This window comes from Streptomyces sp. NBC_01410, assembly GCF_045040195.1.
Taxonomy (GTDB): Bacteria; Actinomycetota; Actinomycetes; order Streptomycetales; family Streptomycetaceae; genus Streptomyces.
The window spans coordinates 4,612,942-4,632,553 of the sequence record NZ_CP109530.1 but is presented as its reverse complement, the minus strand read 5'-3'; the positions used below and the strand labels follow the sequence as shown (position 1 = coordinate 4,632,553).

The 19,612-nt window shown below is 69.2% G+C and carries 20 protein-coding genes and 1 pseudogene; 10 read left to right on the top strand and 11 right to left on the bottom strand.

Features of this window, described 5'->3' with window-relative positions; genetic code table 11:
* Positions 1-223 precede the first annotated feature (223 nt).
* The 3 genes from OG741_RS21250 to OG741_RS21240 all read right to left on the bottom strand — a co-directional run bounded on the left by OG741_RS21250 (position 224) and on the right by OG741_RS21240 (position 3,659).
* The gene (locus tag OG741_RS21250; protein WP_405600165.1) at positions 224-2,506 is read right to left on the bottom strand and encodes an FtsX-like permease family protein; all 2,283 of its coding nucleotides are present in this window, start codon (positions 2,504-2,506) and stop codon (positions 224-226) included.
* Positions 2,503-3,195 carry an ABC transporter ATP-binding protein gene (locus OG741_RS21245; protein ID WP_405600163.1) on the bottom strand — a complete coding sequence of 231 codons (693 nt, stop codon included), beginning with the start codon at positions 3,193-3,195 and terminating at the stop codon, positions 2,503-2,505. Before OG741_RS21245 ends, OG741_RS21250 begins: the two co-directional genes overlap by 4 nt.
* 62 nt (positions 3,196-3,257) lie before the next feature.
* On the bottom strand, positions 3,258-3,659 hold the full coding sequence (locus OG741_RS21240) for a hypothetical protein (RefSeq protein ID WP_405600162.1): 402 nt from the start codon (positions 3,657-3,659) through the stop codon (positions 3,258-3,260).
* 351 nt (positions 3,660-4,010) lie between these two features.
* Between OG741_RS21240 and OG741_RS21235 the strand changes: the two genes are divergently transcribed.
* Positions 4,011-4,199, top strand: a complete 189-nt coding sequence (locus OG741_RS21235; protein WP_405600160.1) for a hypothetical protein — start codon at positions 4,011-4,013, stop codon at positions 4,197-4,199.
* Positions 4,200-4,288: 89 nt separating this feature from the next.
* Here the strand turns inward: OG741_RS21235 and OG741_RS21230 are convergent, their stop codons facing one another.
* From OG741_RS21230 to OG741_RS21220, 3 genes are read right to left on the bottom strand one after another with little or no spacing between them, the layout of a single operon-like run.
* Positions 4,289-5,335: a macro domain-containing protein gene (locus tag OG741_RS21230; RefSeq protein ID WP_405600157.1), complete on the bottom strand. Its 1,047-nt coding sequence runs from the start codon at positions 5,333-5,335 to the stop codon at positions 4,289-4,291.
* 13 nt (positions 5,336-5,348) lie between these two features.
* Positions 5,349-6,209: a serine protease gene (locus OG741_RS21225; protein ID WP_405600155.1), complete on the bottom strand. Its 861-nt coding sequence runs from the start codon at positions 6,207-6,209 to the stop codon at positions 5,349-5,351.
* Entirely contained in the window at positions 6,190-6,492 is a 303-nt protein-coding gene (locus OG741_RS21220; RefSeq protein WP_405600153.1) for a CU044_2847 family protein, read from the bottom strand. The genes OG741_RS21225 and OG741_RS21220 overlap by 20 nt, the downstream gene beginning before the upstream one ends.
* Positions 6,493-6,684: 192 nt before the next feature.
* Between OG741_RS21220 and OG741_RS21215 the strand changes: the two are divergent.
* From OG741_RS21215 to OG741_RS21200, 4 genes and pseudogenes are all read left to right on the top strand, one after another.
* Positions 6,685-6,924, top strand: a pseudogene (locus OG741_RS21215) (hypothetical protein); the annotation flags it as partial.
* A gap of 13 nt (positions 6,925-6,937) precedes the next feature.
* Complete coding sequence (locus OG741_RS21210; protein WP_405605693.1) at positions 6,938-7,357, top strand: hypothetical protein; 420 nt, start codon at positions 6,938-6,940, stop codon at positions 7,355-7,357.
* Positions 7,358-7,762: 405 nt separating this feature from the next.
* On the top strand, positions 7,763-8,248 hold the full coding sequence (locus OG741_RS21205) for a sortase (protein ID WP_405600150.1): 486 nt from the start codon (positions 7,763-7,765) through the stop codon (positions 8,246-8,248).
* Positions 8,249-8,341: 93 nt separating this feature from the next.
* Complete coding sequence (locus tag OG741_RS21200; RefSeq protein ID WP_405600148.1) at positions 8,342-9,025, top strand: class F sortase; 684 nt, start codon at positions 8,342-8,344, stop codon at positions 9,023-9,025.
* 54 nt (positions 9,026-9,079) lie between these two features.
* Here the strand turns inward: OG741_RS21200 and OG741_RS21195 are convergent, their stop codons facing one another.
* Positions 9,080-10,153 (bottom strand): alkene reductase, encoded by a 1,074-nt coding sequence (locus OG741_RS21195; RefSeq protein WP_405600146.1) that lies wholly within the window; start codon positions 10,151-10,153, stop codon positions 9,080-9,082.
* Between the two features lie 120 nt (positions 10,154-10,273).
* On the opposite strand from OG741_RS21195, the gene OG741_RS21190 reads away from it, so the two are divergent.
* Entirely contained in the window at positions 10,274-10,621 is a 348-nt protein-coding gene (locus OG741_RS21190; protein WP_405600143.1) for a MerR family transcriptional regulator, read from the top strand.
* Between the two features lie 231 nt (positions 10,622-10,852).
* Complete coding sequence (locus OG741_RS21185) at positions 10,853-12,319, top strand: beta-propeller fold lactonase family protein (RefSeq protein WP_405600140.1); 1,467 nt, start codon at positions 10,853-10,855, stop codon at positions 12,317-12,319.
* Positions 12,320-13,603: 1,284 nt separating this feature from the next.
* On the opposite strand, the gene OG741_RS21180 is transcribed toward OG741_RS21185, so the two are convergent.
* Genes OG741_RS21180 through OG741_RS21170 form a run of 3 tightly spaced genes read right to left on the bottom strand, consistent with a single transcriptional unit; the run spans position 13,604 to position 16,229 of the window.
* A complete protein-coding gene (locus OG741_RS21180) occupies positions 13,604-15,145 on the bottom strand; it encodes an FAD-dependent monooxygenase (protein WP_405600138.1) in 1,542 nt (513 codons plus the stop codon).
* Positions 15,146-15,165: 20 nt separating this feature from the next.
* On the bottom strand, positions 15,166-15,894 hold the full coding sequence (locus OG741_RS21175) for a cation transporter (RefSeq protein WP_405600136.1): 729 nt from the start codon (positions 15,892-15,894) through the stop codon (positions 15,166-15,168).
* A complete protein-coding gene (locus OG741_RS21170; protein WP_405600133.1) occupies positions 15,894-16,229 on the bottom strand; it encodes an ArsR/SmtB family transcription factor in 336 nt (111 codons plus the stop codon). Before OG741_RS21170 ends, OG741_RS21175 begins: the two co-directional genes overlap by 1 nt.
* A 125-nt stretch (positions 16,230-16,354) precedes the next feature.
* On the opposite strand from OG741_RS21170, the gene OG741_RS21165 reads away from it, so the two are divergent.
* The 3 genes from OG741_RS21165 (at position 16,355) to OG741_RS21155 (ending at position 19,219) form a co-directional block, all read left to right on the top strand.
* Positions 16,355-17,242: a serine hydrolase domain-containing protein gene (locus OG741_RS21165; RefSeq protein WP_405600131.1), complete on the top strand. Its 888-nt coding sequence runs from the start codon at positions 16,355-16,357 to the stop codon at positions 17,240-17,242.
* A 290-nt stretch (positions 17,243-17,532) separates the two neighbouring features.
* Positions 17,533-18,357: a maleylpyruvate isomerase family mycothiol-dependent enzyme gene (locus OG741_RS21160; RefSeq protein WP_405605691.1), complete on the top strand. Its 825-nt coding sequence runs from the start codon at positions 17,533-17,535 to the stop codon at positions 18,355-18,357.
* An 85-nt stretch (positions 18,358-18,442) separates the two neighbouring features.
* Positions 18,443-19,219 carry a DUF72 domain-containing protein gene (locus OG741_RS21155; RefSeq protein WP_405600129.1) on the top strand — a complete coding sequence of 259 codons (777 nt, stop codon included), beginning with the start codon at positions 18,443-18,445 and terminating at the stop codon, positions 19,217-19,219.
* Positions 19,220-19,313: 94 nt separating this feature from the next.
* On the opposite strand, the gene OG741_RS21150 is transcribed toward OG741_RS21155, so the two are convergent.
* Entirely contained in the window at positions 19,314-19,529 is a 216-nt protein-coding gene (locus tag OG741_RS21150; protein WP_405600126.1) for a LexA family protein, read from the bottom strand.
* Positions 19,530-19,612: the final 83 nt, after the last annotated feature.

Sequence of the window (19,612 nt, the reverse complement as noted above, 5' to 3'; positions counted from 1 at the left end):
TGGCCCGATGGATTCTGTGACGGCCTGCCGATCCGCCCGACAGGCCGTCACATCTCTTTGGTCCGGTCGCGTACCCCTGCCGTGTGCAGAAACCCCGGCAGGACGACGTACCGCTTGCCTGCCTCTGATTTTTTCTCACCTACCGCACGTGCGCCCGTGCTCAGCTCCGGAGCAGCCCTGCGTACTCGAATCGGCACACGGAAGCTGCGGAACACACTCGGGATCAGTCGCGGCGGATCAGCTCAGGGTTGATGCGTCGCCCGACCAACGGCAGCGTCCCCGCCACCGCCACCGCCACCACTCCCGCCGCCGCGAGTGCGAGCAGCGGCGTGCCTGCGAGGTCCCAGTAGACCTCGCTGCCCCCGGTGATCAGATAGCTGGACTCGGCGAGCTTGCCCGTCACGAGCGCGAGCACGAGTCCGATGCTCAGCGGTAGCACGACCTGTACGCACTGCACGGCCCGCATGGTCCTCGCCCGGGCTCCGATCAGCGTGATGGCGGTGACCTGCGCGCGACGTTCCACGGCCCGGTCGGTCACCGAAACGACGAAGGCCGCGACCCCGATGACCAGACCCATGATCATGCCGAGGGCCAGCAGGGTCTCGATGACGGCGATCTGCTCAAGGCCCTGGATGTTCACGCCGACGAGCTCGATCTCGGCGATCGGGGCGACGGCCGCGATACCGTCCAGAACCTTGCGGACCTGTTCGGGTTCGGAGCTGCTGGTGAGGATCAGCCGCGCCGTCTCGGGTCGCGCGTCGGCGGGCAGGGCGGACGGCGGGACCAGGAGAATCGCGCTGCCGACAGCAGACGGCGAGTAGGCGCTGTAGACGATCCGCTCGGAGGGGAGCGTGATGTTCAGTTCCTTCTCCTTGCTCCTCTCGAAGCGGAAGGGGAAGGACGTGCCCGGGGTCAGATCCGATCCGACGCTCGAGTTGGGGTCGACGAGCCGCATCACCTTGCCGTCCGTGCAGCCCTCGGATCGCCTCACCATCTGGGCCAGTTGGGCACAGGTGGCGACGAGCGCGGTGGCCTGGTCCGGGATCGTGGCGTCCGGTGACTGGAGATCGATCCACGAATCCATCGTCAGGGCACCTGCCCGTACGCCCGGTACGCCGGCCAGCTCGTCCTGTTGCTGTGCGGTGATCGCGGACAGCGAGAGGGAGTAGTCCTGAACCGGACCGGACGGACGGGTGACCTGCTCCAACTGGATCAGGACGCCCTGGGCGAGCGAGGCGGCGAAGACGAGCAGTACAAGGCCGGTAACGACCCGCATGGTGCTGCCCGGTTCCACCTCGTTGCGCCGCATCGCCAGGTTCAGCGTGAGGGACTGGGTGGTACGCGCCAGCCGGCGGGCGAGGCTGTACGAGATCAGGGGCAGCGTGAGTACCAGGCCCACACCCGTCAGCAACACGCCCGCCGGGATCAGCAGCGCGTTCGGGCCGATGCTGGAGGCCGGGCGTCCCATCGCGCCTGTCACGCAGTAGCCGGCCACGATGCCGAGTCCGGTCACGAGCAGCAGGCCACCCCACTTGGCGGGGCGCTTGGGGGCCGCGGTGCGCCGAACCGCCAGGGGATTCTCTGCCGCGCTGCGGGCACTGGCCCGGCCGACGAACCAGGCGAGGGCTGGGCAGCCCACCAGACAGACGACGATGGTGGTGACCGACAGGGCGCCGTCGTCCGGATACCACCGCAGGCTGGGCAGGCCCGTCCTGGTCATCACCTGGTTGAGGAGCCAGTACTCGCCGAGGCCGAGGAATGCGCCGAGCAGTGCGGCGACGACCGTCTCGGCGGCGTTCACGCGCTGGGTGCCCTTGGCGCTGAGCCCGAGCAGCCGCAGAGAGGCGAGACGGCGTGTCCGGCTGGCGGCCGAGAGCCGGGCACACACGGACAGGAAGATGCCCAGGGGAAGCAGAACGAGGGTTCCCAGGGCGAATCGGAGGATGGTGAGGGTGGAGGGTTCGACGGCCGGGAAGGGTGCGTAGCTGTACCCGAAGCCCTTGAGCTCGCGTCCCTCGCCGGCGATCCGGTCACGCGTGGTGCCGACGTAGGCGAAGAGTTCGTCGGGGTGGGCGAGCCCGGCGGCGCTGATCCTGCCCTTCTCATGGCCCGGCAGGAGCCCCTTGATCGCGGGCTGGTCGCGAAGGAGGTCGTGCACCCGGGGGGAGACGAACACCTCGCCCGGGCCGGGCAGTTCACTCAGTCCGGGCGGGGTCTTGTCCGTACCCTTCTCGCCCTTGGCGACGAACACCCGGGTGAACGCCTTCGAGCCGTACGGATCCGAGCGCTGGAGGATCAGCGTGGAGCCGGCCGGCTGCGCGGAGGTGGTCCGGGGTTCCCGGGCGGCGGCCCGCCCGTCATGGGCATCCAGGATCGAGGGAATGGTCAGTACGAGTGCCAGGCAGCACACGCCGATGGAGCCACCGGCCGCCATCAGGAAGAAACGTATGCGATTGCCGCGGCCGGCGCCGAGCAGCAGGCGCAGGCCGAGCAGGAACTCCCTCACGCCGCCCCCCGCGGGGCGAGGACGCCGTCGGACATCGTGTAGTGGCTGTCGGCCTGGGCGGCGACGGCGGGGTCGTGGGTGACGAGAATGACGGCGGTGTCCTGCGACCGCGCGAGGCTCAGGAATTCCTTCAGTACGGCCGAGGCGTTGGCGCTGTCCAGCGATCCGGTCGGCTCGTCCGCGAAGACCACGGCCGGTCGGTGGACCAGGGCCCGTGCTACGGCGACGCGCTGGCTCTGCCCGCCCGACACCTGGGACGGGCGGCGTGCGCGCAGCTCGCCGAGCCCGAGCCGCTCCAGCACTTCTCCTGCCGCCGCGAGCGCGGGCTTCTTGCGCTGCCCGGCCAGGCGCAGCGGCAGGGCGGTGTTCTCCTCCACGGTCAACTCGGGCAGCAGCTCGCCGTACTGGAAGACGAAGCCGAAGCGCTCGCGGCGCAGCGTACTGATCTCGTCGTCGCTGAGGCTGCCGAGTGTCCGGTTCTCGAACCGCACCTGACCGCGTGCGGCGGCCAGCACGCCCGCCAGGCAGTACAGCAGCGAGGACTTGCCGGAACCGCTCTGGCCGGTGATGGCCACGACCTCGCCGCGGGCGACAGAGAGGTGGGCGTCACGGACGGCCGGCTGCGTGCCGTAGGAGAGGTCGACTCCCGTGGCACTGAGTATTTCTGACGTACTGATGGCTTCCCCCAAGAAGCGAGCGGGCCCAGGTGTGCACCCCTGGGCCCGGCCTTACCGACTACCGCTCTACCGCGCTACGGCTTGTAGTGCTTGGTCGGCGAGCAGTTGTCGGGGTTGAACGAACCCTTGTCGCGGCAGACGCGGATGTAGGCGTCGTCCGTGTAGCGCTGGGCGCCGTCCCAGTTGAGCTGGTTGAGCGAGACGGACGACTTCTGCTTGCCGTTGTAGCGGGACCAGTCGTGGCCCTCGACCTTGACCTGCATGTAGACGTTGTGATCGTCACCGTGATCGGTGTCGTTCAGCTTGCCCGCCCACTGGAACGCGCCGTGGCTCTCGCCCGCGGGGTGGAACTTGTACTTGCCGCCCGTGAACGACGCGCCGCCCGTCGAGAGCGTCGGAATGCTGTGCCACGAGGCCGCGAACGCGGTTCCGGCACCCGCGGCGAAGAGTCCGGCCGTGAGTATGCCTGCTGCCAACTTACGCAATGTTTCTCCCGTTTTTGTATGCCCTGGTGGTCGTCGTGCTTCCAGGGCCGCGGAGGAACTTAGCATGATCACAAAGGATGTGAACGACAATTTGTTCGGGCGCCATACGTTTGTTCGATGCTCAACTGATCGGCCCTCAGGGCGACTTCGGACTACGAGGAGCCCACCTGCTCCGGCCGGCTGCTGCGATGAGCGCCCAGGGTGTATCGGCGCAGCCGACGGCGGTGCGGGCGTGCGGGCGGCGCGGCCTGTCAGGCTCCGCGTTACTGTGCGGCTCCCCCTTGTCCAGCCCAGGAGGCGACGTGAAGGAAGACGACAGCGAAGACCGCAAGGGGGTGACGTGTGGGTAGGAGGCGGTACGTGGCCAGAGGCGTACCAGGCGGGTATCGAATCTGGGACAACAGAGGGCGACGGTGGTGGGGCGACCACTACGAGCTCTGTCCCGACGAACTGCTCGACGAACTGAACGGCCAGGCGAACCACGAGAAGATCACCGCCCTGCTCAAGCGGTACAGGGCCCAGAAGCGATAGACGCCACCCGTGGCCCGCCACGGGCTTGGCCGTCTTCGGGCGGGTAGCCGACCTCGCGCGCGTGCGGCCGACCGAAGTTCGGCGGACCGTCACCCTTCCGGCAGGCTCTCGACCTTTCTCCGCGTTTCTCTCGTCAGTTCTTCCACTCGCCTGATCTCCGCGTTCACTTCCTCGATCTGGTTCTCGAGAATGACCGGGATTCCGACTCCGGCATAGCGAGCCTTCTCGATCTCCAGTTTGTTCAACGATCCGTAGTGGACGTTGAGGAGCGTACTCAGCCCCTCAAGTCTCGTTTGGAGCGCTTTTCTCTCGACGTTGAGATCTTTCCATTTTCCGAGACCGTCCGCGCCGTCGATCAATTCGACGACATGCCTTCCTGTGCTTGCGACGTGACTCTCTTGCTGCCGGTCGATTTCCTCGACAGACCGAGGGCTCCTCGCGATGGTCGCGAGTTCGTCCCTGATTTCCGACAGCAGGTCCGACAGGTTGGATTTGAGGTCCGAGGGGGTTGTGTCACCGACGATATCCTGCAGCCGCCCCATGGACGCGGCGAGCCTCTGCCCTTGCGCGGCCACCGATGCCAGCGATGCGGCCCGTTCGTAGAATACGGTGAGATCATTCTCTCTGACGCCTTCTCGCGCCGTAAGGAGCAGGTTGACCTCCTGCAGCGACATGTTCTGGGCGAGCCGGTCACAGATCGTCGGGACCAGGGCTGCGGCAGCGTCATAGAAGGGAAAACCTGCGACACCAGTCCCCAGAGCCGGGAAGGAAATGGTTCGGACACGGAGAAATTCCGCCAAATCCAGGGCCCGATTCACCAGGTCCCTGATGCATCGATGGTCCGGATACACTCTGCGGTCCAGGTCAATTGTCACCGCATGGAAGATGTATTTCGCTGGGAGTTTCCCTGCGGTCGTCACGGCCACATCGCCGATGCTCAGCGGAATCATTTTCCGGGAATGTTTGAGAACATCCGAGCCGCCCGCTCTCAGGAGAGACCGAGAAACTCCCCCACCCATGGTCAGGTAGTTGTCGTCGGAACTTACGAGAACTTCGGCATTCGAGTCCTCCAGAAGCCCGTAGCTGACGCTGAAGGTGGAACTTCCAATGCGGTAGACGGGTGAATTCCGGGGCAACGGCCCGCACCTCTCATTTTTCTGGTCCGAGCCGACGCCTCAGCTCGGACAGTCGGGAGCGCTCGTCCTCCAGCTGGGTCAGGAGATGCACGGGGGCACTTCCCGCGTACCGCGCTTCCTGCTGTTCGAGGATCTGGATACTGCGCTCATGAATGCGAGCCAGCTTGTTGAGATGCTCACGCTCCGTCGCTCCGAGGCCGGAAGGCTCCACGGCCGGAGGACGGGAGTTGACGGGCAGCGGCCATGGCGTCCAGTAGCGACCAATGACCTCTACGGGGATCGCGTAACCGGTCCGCGGATCCCCGCCGTCCCCTCGGGGGCGGTCTCGCGTGACGACCATCCCGATGACTGCCGCGAGATCGACGTCCCACACCGGCGATCCCGAAAAGCCCCGTTCCAGCGCGAAGCCAAGGGCGGAGTCCGATTGCAGCTGCAGCCGCTCGACACCCGCCGCACCGATCACCACTCCTCGTGAGGGCACTCCGGTTTCCTCATGCCCCCGCGGATAGCCGTACGCACGGAACCGGTGGTCCCAGACCCCGACCCCTGTCGAGCAAAGAGGCGCGGGCATGGCGTCTTGGGGCGGAGGCAGCTGCAGTTCGAGAACGGCCACATCACCTGTGCCGTTATTCGGATCGGGGTGCCATCCGCCTTCCACCACCCTGGCGGGAATCGACCGGTGCGGTTCGGCGTACTGGAACTCGACATACACGGTGTCCGCCAAGGGCGTTGGCCCCGCCTCGGCCATGACGACATGCGCGCAGGTGACGATATGCCGCTCACCCACGAAGATCCCTGCGCCTACGGGTGCCTCACTCGCGCTACGACGGACCCTCAGCAGCCAGGGTGGCCGCTCAATCGTCGATTCGAGCACCAGCCGGTCCCTCGCTCGAGCGTTGCCACGCAAGCCGGACGGTGAAGTGTCCCTCTGCGGCTGTCTTCGCGACGACAACGCCGGCCTCGGCGTTCAACTTGATCCCGAATTCGACCTCGAACTCGTCCGGCACCATCTCCCGCACGGTCGCGATCACCGCGCGAATGGTGGGACGTGCGGCTTGTAACGCGTCGTCCAACCGACGTCCCGCTTCGATCACTCCGTTGCGATCGCGAGCTACACGCTCAACTCCGAAGGAATTCTCGTCAACTTCGATCAGCATAGAGCCTTGCGTAGTTTCAAAGCGAACTAAATCGCTCATCATCACCGTCCGGTGTTCCGTATCAGCACACGGGCTTGCGTTTGCGGGTGATCAGCCACTCCGGATGCCGAACTCAGGCAGCGGAAGAGTCCCATCAATGGCTCGCCGACTTTACCCGTTTGGCCACTGACCCGTGCCATCAACTCCCGGACGGTGCGGGCGGGTTCTGCCCCGCGACGATGTCGCGATCTCGACCATGGCCATCGGGGTGGCTGCGAGCCTGCACGGCAGGGCCGGCCATCCTGGCAGGACTGGCCTTGCCGGCCATCGCCATGTCCCCGGCCCTGGGCCGCCCCGCCCCCGAACGCCTATGTGGCCAACAACGACGACGACACGGTGTCGGTGATCGACACCACCACCAACGCGGTCACCGACACCGTCTCCGTCGGCGGCACCCCCCGCCGGTATCGCGATCAGCCCGGTCATTCCGGCGCCGCCGCCGGCGCCTTCGCTGACCATCGCCAAGAGCCACACCGGGAACTTCGTCCAAGGCCGACAGAGCACTTACACCATCACGGTCGGCAACAACGGGACCGCCCCGACCAATGGCTCCACGGTCACTGTTCAGGACACCCGCCCGGCAGGACTCACCGCCGGCAGGATCACCGGCTCCGGATGGAGCTGCAACCGGTCCACCGTCACCTGCACCCGCAGCAGCGTCCTGGCCGCCGGGAGCAGCTGCCCGCCCATCACCCTGATCGTCCGCGTCGCCCGCAACGCCACTCCCGGCACGGTCACCAACACCGCCACCAACCCCACCACCATCAGCCCCCGCAGATGGCAGGACTGGAACTGGCACCGCCCCTGGACTGACCTCCACGCCTGACATCGAAGAGGGCGTACAGGGCGATTCCCGTCACCCGCTCTGCGTAAGACATAACAACATGCCTGATCAGGGCCCTGACTCGTCTCCGGACGGCTCAGGGCCCTGACGCGTTTTCCGGAACATCACGTGCCCGTGCCACTGCGTGCGTTTCCGGAAGAGCGCAGCCTCCCGGCAGAGCCCTCCCTAGCCCGTTCGCCGTCCCTGCGCCGTTTCCTCCACCGTGACGGGCTCTGCTCCGATGACCTGCGTAAATGATCAAGCGAAAGCCGCCACTTCGCCTACCCGGGTGACATATGTGGCGATCCGTCATGTTGCGGAGCTGACGGACTGTCGGTTGCCTCGTGAACGGAGCACAGCAGAGGCGCCGCGCAGACAGGCCGGACACTGCTCCGTTGGAGGATCCTCATGCGTTACACACGAGTTGGTGCAGGTATCGGCCTGGTTGTCGGTGCCCTTGCCCTGTCGGTCCCGGCCGCTGTCGCCGCCGATGGCTCAGGCATCCAGATCCGCCCGGGGAAGGCCTCCCCGGGCTCCACGATCACCGTCAGTACGACCGCCTGCGGCAAGGAGACCTACGGCAAGGGCACGTCGGAGGCGGGAGGAGCGTTCCACCTGTTCAAGGGTGAGAGGGCAGGGGTGCTCACGGGCCAGTTCAAGGTCCCGGAAGACACCGGGCCCGGCGTCCACGGAGTCACGGTGAAGTGCCCGCCACGGATCAAGATCACCGATACGCACCTGATCACCGCCGACTCCCCGAGCGGCCCGGTCGACGCCGGTTTCGGTGCCGACGACAAAAGTACGCAGCTCGCCCTGGGCGGTGTGCTGATCGCCGGAGCCGCCGCCGGGGGTGTGCTCAGAATGCGGCGCCGCCCGAGCGGTGTCCGGACCTGACCGCCCAACTCCCGCCACACCGGCCCCCGGACACCGCATCGGTCCGGGGGCCGCGAGGTCCTCACCCCGCTGCGAGGCAAAGGCTCAACCGCGATGGAAACCGGGCACCAGACCAGCGATTCCCCACACCCCTTCATCCCCTCGGTCAAGCTTCTGGCTTGCGCACTGATGGCGGGCACCCTGCTCGTGATCAACGCGGCACGCGACGAGCAGCCACCGCAGCCTTCGGCCGCCCAGGCCTTCCCCACCTCTGTCCCCACCGCTGTACGGTCCACTCCCAGCGGCGCCGCCCCGGCCGCGCCCTCCACCGTCCAGCCGCTGCCGGCGTCGGATCCTGTCCGGCTTCGGGTCCCCGCCATCCAGGTCGACGCGCCCATGACACGACTGGACCTCGACGCGGCGGGGGCGCTACGGCCCCCGCCCGCCGACAGCCCCGGCCTTGCCGGCTGGTACGGCGACGGCACGGCTCCCGGCGCGACAGGGACTGCCGTCACCACCGGGCACGTGGACACACGCACCGGCCCGGGCGTCTTCTACAACCTCGGTGCCGTGACCAAGGGCGACACCATCGAGATCAGCCGCGCAGACCAGCGCACGGCCGTGTTCACCGTCGACGCCGTGGAGGTCTACGACAAGAAGAACTTCCCGGACGAGAAGGTCTACGGCAGCTCCGACCGGCCCGAACTGCGGGTGATCACCTGCGGCGGCGGCTACACCAAGCGCACCGGCTACGAGGGCAACGTCGTGGTCTTCGCGACGCTGAGCGCGGTGAAGTAGCCCACCGAAGGTGCCCGGTGCGGAGCCGTGGTGCGGTGCGGGGCGCCGTCCGGCTCAGTGCTGGTAGCTGGGGTAGTCGACGTATCCGGTGTCGCCGCCCGAGTACCAGGTGTCCTTGTCGGGGGTGTCACGCAGCGGCAGTCCCGTACGAAGCCGCTCGACCAGATCCGGGTTGGCGAGGTAGGCGCGGCCGTAGCCGATCAGGTCCGCGCCCTGGGCGAGCCACCGTTCGCCGAGCGCCTGGTCTGTCGGGACCGGGCCGATCTGCCCGCCCGGGTTGACGATGAACGCGCCCGGCCAGGCCTTGCGCAGCGCGATCAGGAGGTCGTCGTCCGCGGTGACCAGGGTGTGGACATAGGCGAGACCGAGCGGGGCGAGTGCGTCGAGCAGGGCCCCGTACAACTGCGGGACGTCGTCCTCGGCCATCTCCCAGACCTGGCCGCCGGGGGAGAGACGGATACCGACGCGGTCGGCGCCGATGGCGTCCGCGGTCGCCTCGGCCACCTCGACGGCGAAGCGGATGCGGCCGGTGACGGAACCGCCGTAGGCGTCAGTGCGCTGGTTGGCGTTGGAGGACAGGAACTGCTGGATCAGGTAGCCGTTCGCCCCGTGCAGCTCGATGCCGTCGAACCCGGCGTCGATCGCGCGGCGCGCGGCGTCCACGAACACCTGCACCTCGCCCTTGACCTCTTCGGTCGACAGGGCGCGCGGGACGGGAGCGGGCAGGAGCCCCTTGGGACCGGTGAACAGCTCTGCCTTCAGAGCGATCTCCGACGGGGCGACGGGATGGTGGCCGACGGTCTCGGGGTGCGCGACCCGGCCGGCGTGCATGAGCTGGGCGAAGATCCGCCCGCCGTTGGCATGCACCGCGGCGGTCACCGGCCGCCACGCGGCGACCTGCTCGTCGGTGTGCAGCCCGGGGGTGTTGGGGTTCGACTGGCCCCGCAGGCTCGGCTGCACGCCTTCACTGACGATCAGCCCGGCGGTGGCCCGCTGGGCGTAGTAGGTCGCCGCCAGGGGGCTCGGGATTCCGTCGGCCGTTGCCCGGGCCCGGGTCATCGGGGCCATCACCACGCGGTTGGGGAGCCGGAGGTTTCCGAGCTGGTAGCTGTCAAACAAGCTGGTCACAGTGCTGTCCTTTGCATTCGTGGAATGTGCGGGCCGTCCATGGGCAGCTCCGTGAGCTACGCTAAAACCTGACGCTGACGTCAGAGGCAAGTCATGTGGCCCGGATCACGAGGAGGCGCTGTGCGCATCGGCGAGCTCGCCGTAAGGACGTCCGTGAGCGTGCGGGCCCTGCGGTACTACGAGGAGCAGAATCTGCTGACCTCGGAACGCAGCCCGAGCGGGCAGCGGCTCTACCCGGAAAGCGCGGTCGACCGCGTGCTGCTGATCCAGCAGCTGTACGCCGCGGGGCTGTCGAGCAGGACGATCCTGGAGCTCCTCCCGTGCGTCTACACAGGAGTGAGCACGCCGGAATCCCTGGCGCTGCTGACGGCCGAGCGCAATCGCATCGACAAGCAGATCGGCGAACTGGCCGGCGCCCGCGACAGGCTCGACACCATCATCACCGCGGCCAGGAGCAGCACATCCTGACACTGTGACAGCCGACTGCTCACACGCATGCCTGATCGCGCGTACGGGGAGGCGACGCGACCCCCGTATCGGCTGACCGGACAAAAGGTGTCATATCGTCAGAATCGATTCATCAGCACCTAAACTGACGCACGATCACACTGGGTGATCGGCGGCTTGGTGTCGGCGCCATCGGCGTGACCGGCGGAGGCTGCCCCTTTTCGTGCGACGGAGGTACCGGTGGTCAGACGCATGAGCAAACAGACTGGGTCCTATCGCGGTCCGGGGCCCAAGGGGAGCGGGCTTCGGCCATGGTCATGGGCGTGGCTGCGGGCCTGCGTGGCGGGGCTGGCGATGCTGGCGGGAATGACCTTGCCGGTCGTCGCCTCGTCACCGGCCTGGGCCGCCCCGGGCCCGAACGCCTACGTCGCCAACTTCACTGGGAACTTTGTGTCGGTGATCGACACCTCCACCAACACGGTCACCGCCACCGTCCTCGTCGGCGACGGCCCGTTCGGTGTGGCGGTCACCCCGGACGGCGATCACGCCTACGTCGCCAACGGGCTCTCGGACAATGTGTCGGTGATCGACACGGCCACCAACACGGTCACCGCCACCGTCCCCGTCGGCGACGGCCCGATCGGTGTGGCGGTCACCCCGGACGGCCAGCACGCCTACGTCGCCAACCAGGGCCTGAGCTCGAACAATGTGTCGGTGATCGACACGGCCACCAACACGGTCACCGCCACCGTCCCCGTCGGCTTCGCCCCGATCGATGTGGCAGTCACCCCGGACGGCGATCACGCCTACGTCACCAACTCCAATTCGGGCACTGTGTCGGTGATCAATACCGCCACCAACACGGTCACCGCCACCGTCCCCGTCGGCTCCGGCCCGAACGGTGTGGCGGTCACCCCGGACGGCCAGCACGCCTACACCGCCAACATCGGCGACAACACCGCGTCGGTGATCGATACCGCTACTAACACGGTCAGCGCCACCGTCCCCGTCGGCTCCGCCCCGCGCGATGTCGCGGTCAACCCGGACGGCCAGCACGCCTACGTCGCCGACTCGATCTCGGACACTGTGTCGGTGATCAATACCGCCACCAACACGGTCACCGCCACCGTCCCCGTCGGCAGCAACCCGATCGGTGCCGCGGTCAACCCGGACGGCCAGCACGCCTACGTCACCAACCGGAACTCGGGCACTGTGTCGGTGATCGATACAACCACCAACACGGTCACCGACACCATCACCGTCTTCGGAGAGCCCTTCGCTATCGCGGTCGGCCCGGCGCCGACGCCGACGCCTTCCTTGACGATCACCAAGAGCCACACCGGGAACTTCGTCCGAGGCAGGCAGGGCACCTACACCCTCACCGTCGGCAACAACGGGACCGCCCCGACCAATGGCACCACCGTCACCGTCCAGGACACCCTCCCGGCAGGACTCAACGCCGCCAGCATCAGCGGCAACGGATGGCGCTGCACCCGCGCCACCCTCACCTGCACGCGCACCAGCGTCCTGGCCGTTGGGAGCAGCTACCCGCCCATCACCCTGAGAGTCCAGATCGCCCGCAACGCCCCCGCCTCAGTCACCAACACCGCCACCGTCACAGGAGGCGGCGACAACGCCACCCACACCGCCACCGACCCCACCACCATCACCGGCAACTGGCAGAACTGGAACTGGGGCTGGGGCTGGCACCGCCCCTGACGAAACCCCACCCCCGCACGAGAGGGGTTGATCAACAGGTGGCTGCTGTACGGCAATGACGTACAGCAGCCACCGTGACCGCATCATAGCCCTGGGAGTAGACCGCGCCGCAGCGCCGTCGGTCGGTCCGACCGCGGACCGGATGCGGTACGCCGCGTAGTCCCGCCTCTCATCCCGGCATTCGTGACGACATGTCCGGGAGTACCACGCACTACCGCCAGTAGATCTTTGCAGCAGCGTCACAAGGGCTGCGCATCACCTTCCGCGGGCGCCAGTAGCGTTACTGGCCGCTCGATCCCGCATGCGAAGCGAAATGCGAACGCGAAACAGGTCGCCGGCGTCCCTGGCGGTGCAGTCAGCACAGGAAGATCGCAGATGGACTACTGCTACTCGTGCCGCCGGAATCTCAACGGTGCCCTCGTGTGTCCCGGGTGCGGTGCATACGCTCCGGACATAGCCCCGCCCGCCCATCGCCTCCACAGCGCGGTCCCCTCTCCCGCAACGACGGGGCAGGCCTGGGACGCGGAGGATGTCCCCACTGCGGAGCCCCGCCCCGGCACTCCTCAGTCCGATGCCGCACCCGCCTGCAGCGGCGCGTCCGGGGACACGACGGCGGACGCATCCGGCAGTGATTCGTCCAGCGGCCACGAAGGCACCGCCTCCACCGGGCAGGGCAGGGCCGCTCGGCGTCGCCAGCTGGCGCGTTGGAAGAAGAACAAGCGCCGGGCCGTGGCCGCGACGGCCGTTGCCCTTGTCGGTGGCGGACTGACCGTTGCCGCGCTGCCGACCACCAGGCCTGCCGGCGGCCACACACACGCGGCCTCACCGCCGGATCCTGTGACCGCGCCAACCCCCGGGACCGCGGCCACCGACTCGGCGTCGGAGCAACCGGACACCCCGGGTTCGCGGCATCCCAGCACTCGCCCGCCGACAGCAACCGGCGGACAGCAGAGCACCACGGCCGCCACGCCTCGTACTGCGCCTGCCACAGCGACGACGAGCCGACAGCTGAAAACCGCGGCGACGGCCCAACCCGTCGCGCCCCCCGTCGCAACACCGCCCTCCGCAGCCGATCCGGCCCCGGCGACGCCCGCGGGCAACGCCCCCGCCCCGGCGCCGGAGCCGACGGCGCCCGATTCCGCCGAACGCCCCGGCGCAGGCACAACGACGGTGAACCTCTTGCCGACAACGTCGACGGACGATCCCACATCACCGTCGCAGGTGTGCCTGATCGCCTTGTGCATTGGCTGATCGCCTCGCTGCCATCCGCGCGCCGAAGCCTCCTCAAGGCAGCCAGCGGTCCAGGTGGTGGCGGAGGCCGGACAGGTCGGTTCCGCCCGCGCGGTAGGCGAGGTATCCGTCGGGGCGGACCAGGCCGTGCGCGGTGCCCGGCCAGGGGCTCTGGTCGCCGAGGTGGTGGACGGTGACCAGGCCGCTTCGGTCGAAGGCCGTCAGGTCCTCCGACTCCCAGGCGTCACGCGGACCGCACAGCAGCACGTGGTAGCCGGGACCGGCTGTCAGGGCCTGCAGACCGGCGGGAGTGTCGGGCAGCCGGTCGCCCGCCCGGGGGCCGCCGCGCGGACGGCGGTTCCCCTCCTCGGTGAGGGGGCTCCGCCGGTAGTGGATGGCGAGCTCGGAGAGCGTACGGAACGCTCTGCCGCGCAGGGTGGTGAAGCGAAGCGCCAACGGCATCAGGCGCGGGGCGAGTTGGGTCCTCGCGCGACGGATGAACGGGTTACGGCTCGTGGCGATCGTGAAGGCGCGGTCGGTGAAGCGCAGCACGTTCCGGCCGACCGGTGCCCGTTCGCTCTCGTACGTGTCGAGAAGCGCTTCGGGGGCGGCGCCACGGCAGGTGAGGGCGAGTTTCCAGCCGAGGTTGAGGGCGTCCTGAATGCCGGTGTTCATGCCCTGGGCGCCGGCCGGGCTGTGGATATGGGCCGCGTCGCCCGCGAGAAAGACACGGCCGGCGCGGTAGTGGGCGGCGCCGCGGTTCTGCAGCCGGAACTCGGTCATCCAGACGGCATCCCGCAGGCGCAGCCCCTCGCCCGCCTCGGCCGCGGAGCCCGCCGCGCCCGCGTACCGGTCGGTGATCGCCTGCAGCTGCCCCAGGCTCACCTCTTCGTCCGGCGCGTCCGGCGGGCGCATGGCGAGCATCCGCCAGGTGGCCGGTGATTCCAGTGGGAAGAACAACAGCATCCCGGCCTCGGAGAGGTACGCATGGGCGGCGCCGCGTTCGAGGCCGTCGACCTCCAGGTCCGCGAGCAGGAAGGTCTGCGGATAGGCGGAGCCCACAAAGCCGATGCCCGCGAGGCCGCGTACGGTGCTGTGCGCGCCGTCGCAGCCGACGACGAAGCGGGCCCGGACCTCTTCGCGCTCCTCGTCACCGTGACTCAACCGGCAAGTGACGTACGTGTCTTGTGGCGACAGGTCGCGCAGCACTGTGCCGCGCTCGATGGCCACACCGCGCTCGGCGAGATGCGCCCCGAGCACGGCCTCGGTCTCGGCCTGGGACAGAAACAGCGGATACGGATACGGGGTGTCCGCACACCCGATGTCGAACAGCGGCAGCCGCAGCACCCGGCCGCCCGGCACATGCATCCGCACCTGCACCGCCCGGTTGCCGCGCGCGACCAGCTCGTCCGTCACACCGAACCCGGCCAGCGCCTCCAGGGTCCGCGGCTGGATGGCCAGAGCGCGTGACTCGCGAGCCCGGTCGAGACTGCGGTCGATGATGCGGAACCGGGTGCCGTACGCCCGCAGCTGAGCGGCCAGGGCCAGTCCCGTCGGGCCGGCACCCACCACCAGTACATCCAGCGGTTCCGCCATGGAGCCACCGTAATCCGGTGTCAGCCGCAGCCGCAGCCCGGCCCGCAGGCGCAGGCATCGGCCTCGGCATCCGCTGACGGGGAGGCGGCGGGTACCGGGGGTGCGCAGCAGCCCTTGCCCTGCCATGCCTCGCGGCCTTCCTTGACCGCGACGGCGGCGATGGCCAGGGCTGCGACGGGGTCGGCCCAGGACCAGCCGAACGTGGCGTTGGCGAGCAGGCCGACCAGCAGTACGGCGGACAGGTAGGTGCAGAGCAGGGTCTGCTTGGAGTCGGCGACCGCGGAGGCCGACCCCAGTTCGCGCCCGGCCCTGCGCTGGGCGGCGGACAGGAAGGGCATGACCGCGAGCGACACGGCGGCGAGCACGATGCCCGGGACAGAGCGGCCCGCCTCGCCCGCGCCGGTCAGCGCCCGCACGGCGTCGACGGTCACATAGGCGGCGAGTACGAAGAAGGACACGGCGATGATCCGCAGGGTGGTGTGCTCCCGCGCCTCGCGCGACGCATGGTCACGGGCGGAGAACTGCCAGGCCACCGCCGCGGCGGAGGAGACCTCGACGACCGAGTCCAGGCCGAAGCCGACGAGCGCCGTGGATGACGCGATGGTGCCCGCGGTGATGGCGAAGGCCGCCTCGACGACGTTGTACGTCAGGGTGGCGGCGACCAACAGGCGTATGCGACGGGCCAGTTCGTCCCGTCGGGCGGGGGCAGGGCCGAGGGGTGTCGCGGCGCTTGGGGACGTCGCGGCCATCAGCAGCAGCTCTTCTCGGCGGCATCCGGGCAGGTGCGGTCGGTTTCTACGGCCACGACGGCGGAGCGCAGGTCGTCGAGGGCATGACCAAGTCGCGGGTCGGCCAGTTCGTAGCGCGTACGGCGGCCGACGGGGACGGCCACGACGAGGCCGCAGTCGCGCAGACAGGCCAGGTGGTTCGACAGCCGGGTCCGGGAGATCCCCAACTCGTCGGCCAGGTCGGACGGATGGGCAGGCGCGTCGCGAAGGGCGAACAGCAGGCGGCAGCGGATCGGATCGGCGAGCGCCCGGCCGAAGCGGGCCAGGACGTCGACCTCGGTGGCAAGTGTCAGCACACTGCGACGATACATCGACACCTGAATTCAGGCAATCGTGAACTCTACCGCTCCCGTGCATGGGAAAATGCGGCTGGTGGTCGTCAGGCGGGTTGCGGACGGTGGAGTCAGTGGGGGAGTCGAACGTGGGGTCAACTGTGGCAAAGGCCGGGCTGTTTCACCGGCTGCGCGTTCCGGTCTGCGTACTCAGCAGCTCGGCTCCGCCGCTGGTCCGGCACGGGCACGATGCGGCCGCCTTCGTCGAGATCGGATCCCTGACCAAGGTGCTCACCGGCACCGCCCTGATACGGATGGCCCGGGCGGGCCTGCTCGGCCTCGACGATCCGGTGGAGCAATGGCTCCCGACAACGCCCGGATCGGGGATCACGCTACGGACGCTGGCGGACCACACCTCGGGCCTGCCGCGTCTCCCGCCGGGCTTGACCGGCAGCGATCCCTACGCGGCCTTCGACGAGGACGCGCTCCGGGCCCTCCTGGGGCGACTGGACGAGATCACCGTGCGGCGACCGGGACAGGAGGAGGAGTACTCCAACCTCGGTTACGCCGTGCTCGGCGCGGCCCTGGTCTCCGCGGCCGGGCGGCCGTACGAGGACTTGGTGCGTGAGCACGTACTCACGCCCCTGGGGGTGGACGAGGTCACCGCGCATCCGCCCGCCGACCGGCTGCTGGGCGCGCGGAACCTGCTCGCCCGGGAACGCGCCCGGTGGACCATGGACGGGCCGATCCTGCCCGCGGGCGGGCTGTGGGCCACGCCCCGCGCGCTGGCGAGCGTGGTCACCCAGCTGCTGATGGAACGCGCGCTGGGGGAACCCGCGCCTTCCTGGCAGTCGGCCGGGCAGCTGTTGTGGCACAACGGGGCGACCCGCGATGCCTCGGCCTTCGCCGGGGCGCTCCCCCGGACGGGGAACTGGGTGCTCGTCCACCGGCTCGGCGGCTCTCCGGGCCGCACCGACAAGATGGGAATCGACCTGCTCGCCGCCGCCAAGAACGCGGCGGACCGGTCGGGGTTGTAGTCGGCCGGGGGACAGAACGAGGGCTGCCGAGCTCAGGCCCCGCCGCCCGAGCGCAGAACCGCGTGTACGAAGTCGCTCGGTGGCAAGTAGTCGTGGACTTCGACGTAGTGAGCTGTCAGCTCAGGGGCGGCATGCCGACGTTCACGAGGGGTACGCCGCGCCAGGGAGCCGCATCGAGCGGTGGCACCCGCGGCTGGGTGCTCAAACTCTTGTGGCAGCCCCCGTTGCCTGGTTGTGTACCGCGGGCGATCCCGTACGGGATCGGTGACGAGGGGAATGGCGTGGCACAAGTGGCTGGGCAGGACCTGCGAGGCACTCTGCCCGAGGGGCTCGGTGAGGCCATACGCGGCACCGCCGAGGAGATCGCCGCGCTGCTGCGCGGGGTTGCCGACACGGGTGTTCCGGTGCCCGGGTCGGAGTGGAGCCTCGGGGCGGCGGCAGCTCATCTGGCGCAGGCCAATGAGCTGATGGCCGACATCGCGGCAGGGCAGGAGCGCAGCCACGGGGACGGCACCCCGCAGAGCCTGGCCGCGGCCAATGAGCGCGCGCTCGCCGAGTTCGGCGAGCGCGGGGCCGATCCGCTGGCCGGGATGATCGTGGAGCAGGCCGCCGCATTCCTCAAGGCGGTCGACGAGCGGGCGGGCGAGGGGGCCGTGGAGGGGGCGTTGTTCACTCCACTGGGCCCGATGAGCCCGGCCGAGCTGGGTTCGTACCTGCTGACGCACATGCTCGGCCACGGCTACGACCTCGCCCGCGCGCTGGGCCGCCCGCACATGATCGACCGCGTCCGGGTCGAGCTGGCCCTGCCCTTCCTGATCAGGGCCATGCCGCGTGTGGTCGACGCCGCCAACAGCGCGGGGCTGAACGCCCGCTACACGATCCGCCTGTGGGGCGGCGCCCGCTTCGGCGTGACGTTCACCGACGGCGAGGTGGCCGTGAGCCCGCAGCCGCCCGACCGCCCGGACTGCACGATCCTCACGGAACCGGTCACCTTCCTGCTGATGGCGCTCGGCCGCTGCGAGCCGTGGGGCGCCATCGCCCGGGGCCGCGTCGTCGCCTGGGGCCGCAAGCCCTGGCTCGCTCCCCGCTTCCCGACCCTCTTCACGGCGCCCTGAACTCACGCGTGCCGCGGGCTTCGCGAAGGTCCGGCCGGACGCATGGGGCGATATGCCCCTACCTCGTGCGGGCAGGGATCGGAGCATGCCCATGCTCGTCGGAACCTCGGGGTGGCAGTACAAGGACTGGCGCGGTGTTCTCTATCCGCCCAAGCAACCGCAGCGGTTGTGGCTGGAGGAGTACGCCCGGCAGTTCGCCACCGTGGAGAACAACAACGCCTTCTACCGGCTCCCGACCAAGGAGAACTTCGCCTCATGGCGGGAGCGGACGCCGGAGGGGTTCGTCATGGCGGTCAAGGCCAGCCGCTATCTGACCCATCTGAAGCGGCTGCACGACCCCCAGGAGCCGGTGCGCCGGCTGATGGACCGCGCCGAGGGCCTCGGCGAGCGGCTCGGACCCGTCCTGCTGCAACTGCCGCCCAACTTCCGGGAGGACATCGCGGCTCTGGACGCCTGCCTCAGCTGCTTTCCCGACACGGTCCGGGTGGCCGTCGAATTCCGCCACACCTCGTGGTGGGAGGCGGAGCGTGAGCTCCGGGCGGTACTGGAACGGCACGGCAGCGCCCTGTGCTGGGCGGACCGTGCGTCCCGTCCGGTGACACCCCTGTGGCGTACCGCGTCATGGGGGTACGTGCGCTTCCACGGCGGCATCGCCGAGCCGCCGCCGCGCTACGGCCGCCAGGCCCTGACGTCGTGGGCCGGGCGGATCGCCGACGCCTGGCCGGACGAGGACGACGTGTACGTGTACTTCAACAACGACGTCGGCGGCGCGGCCGTGGTGGACGCGGCGAAGTTCGCGCGGGCGGCAGCGGCGCTGGGCCGGACGGTGAGCCGGACGCCTGCGGCCCCGCCCGGGCCATGACCGGCTCCGGCCGAGGGCCAATCCGCCGGCCGGCGCTACCGGTGTTCAGGCTCCGCGATGCGGGAGCTCCAGCTCAACGGGCCGGGCCCGCAGGTCAGTTGCCGATGCGGCAGGAGCGCCAGCTCCGGCGGCTGCGGCTGATGAGCCCGGCCTGTTCCAACCGGCGGAGCTGGTAGGCCACCGACGACGTGCTCGACAGGCCGACACTCTCACCGATCTCCCGGATCGTCGGGGCCTCGCCGTGTTCGGCTATCCACTCCGTGATGCACCGCAGAATGCTCTCCTGCCGCGCGCTCAGGCGATCGACCACAGGCCTCCCCTTCCTCCTCCTGAGCGCGCGCCTGGCGGCGCAGCTCCACCCGGGCCGCCGGCGACCGGCCCTGCTCGGTGGCC

Excerpts from the sequence above, each read along its gene's own strand:
- OG741_RS21220 (WP_405600153.1), bottom strand. The coding sequence starts at position 6,492 with ATGCTGATCGAAGTTGACGAGAATTCCTTCGGAGTTGAGCGTGTAGCT.
- OG741_RS21205 (WP_405600150.1), top strand. The coding sequence starts at position 7,763 with ATGCGTTACACACGAGTTGGTGCAGGTATCGGCCTGGTTGTCGGTGCC.
- OG741_RS21200 (WP_405600148.1), top strand. The coding sequence starts at position 8,342 with ATGGAAACCGGGCACCAGACCAGCGATTCCCCACACCCCTTCATCCCC.
- OG741_RS21185 (WP_405600140.1), top strand. The coding sequence starts at position 10,853 with ATGAGCAAACAGACTGGGTCCTATCGCGGTCCGGGGCCCAAGGGGAGC.
- OG741_RS21180 (WP_405600138.1), bottom strand. The coding sequence starts at position 15,145 with ATGGCGGAACCGCTGGATGTACTGGTGGTGGGTGCCGGCCCGACGGGA.
- OG741_RS21175 (WP_405600136.1), bottom strand. The coding sequence starts at position 15,894 with ATGGCCGCGACGTCCCCAAGCGCCGCGACACCCCTCGGCCCTGCCCCC.
- OG741_RS21155 (WP_405600129.1), top strand. The coding sequence starts at position 18,443 with ATGCCCATGCTCGTCGGAACCTCGGGGTGGCAGTACAAGGACTGGCGC.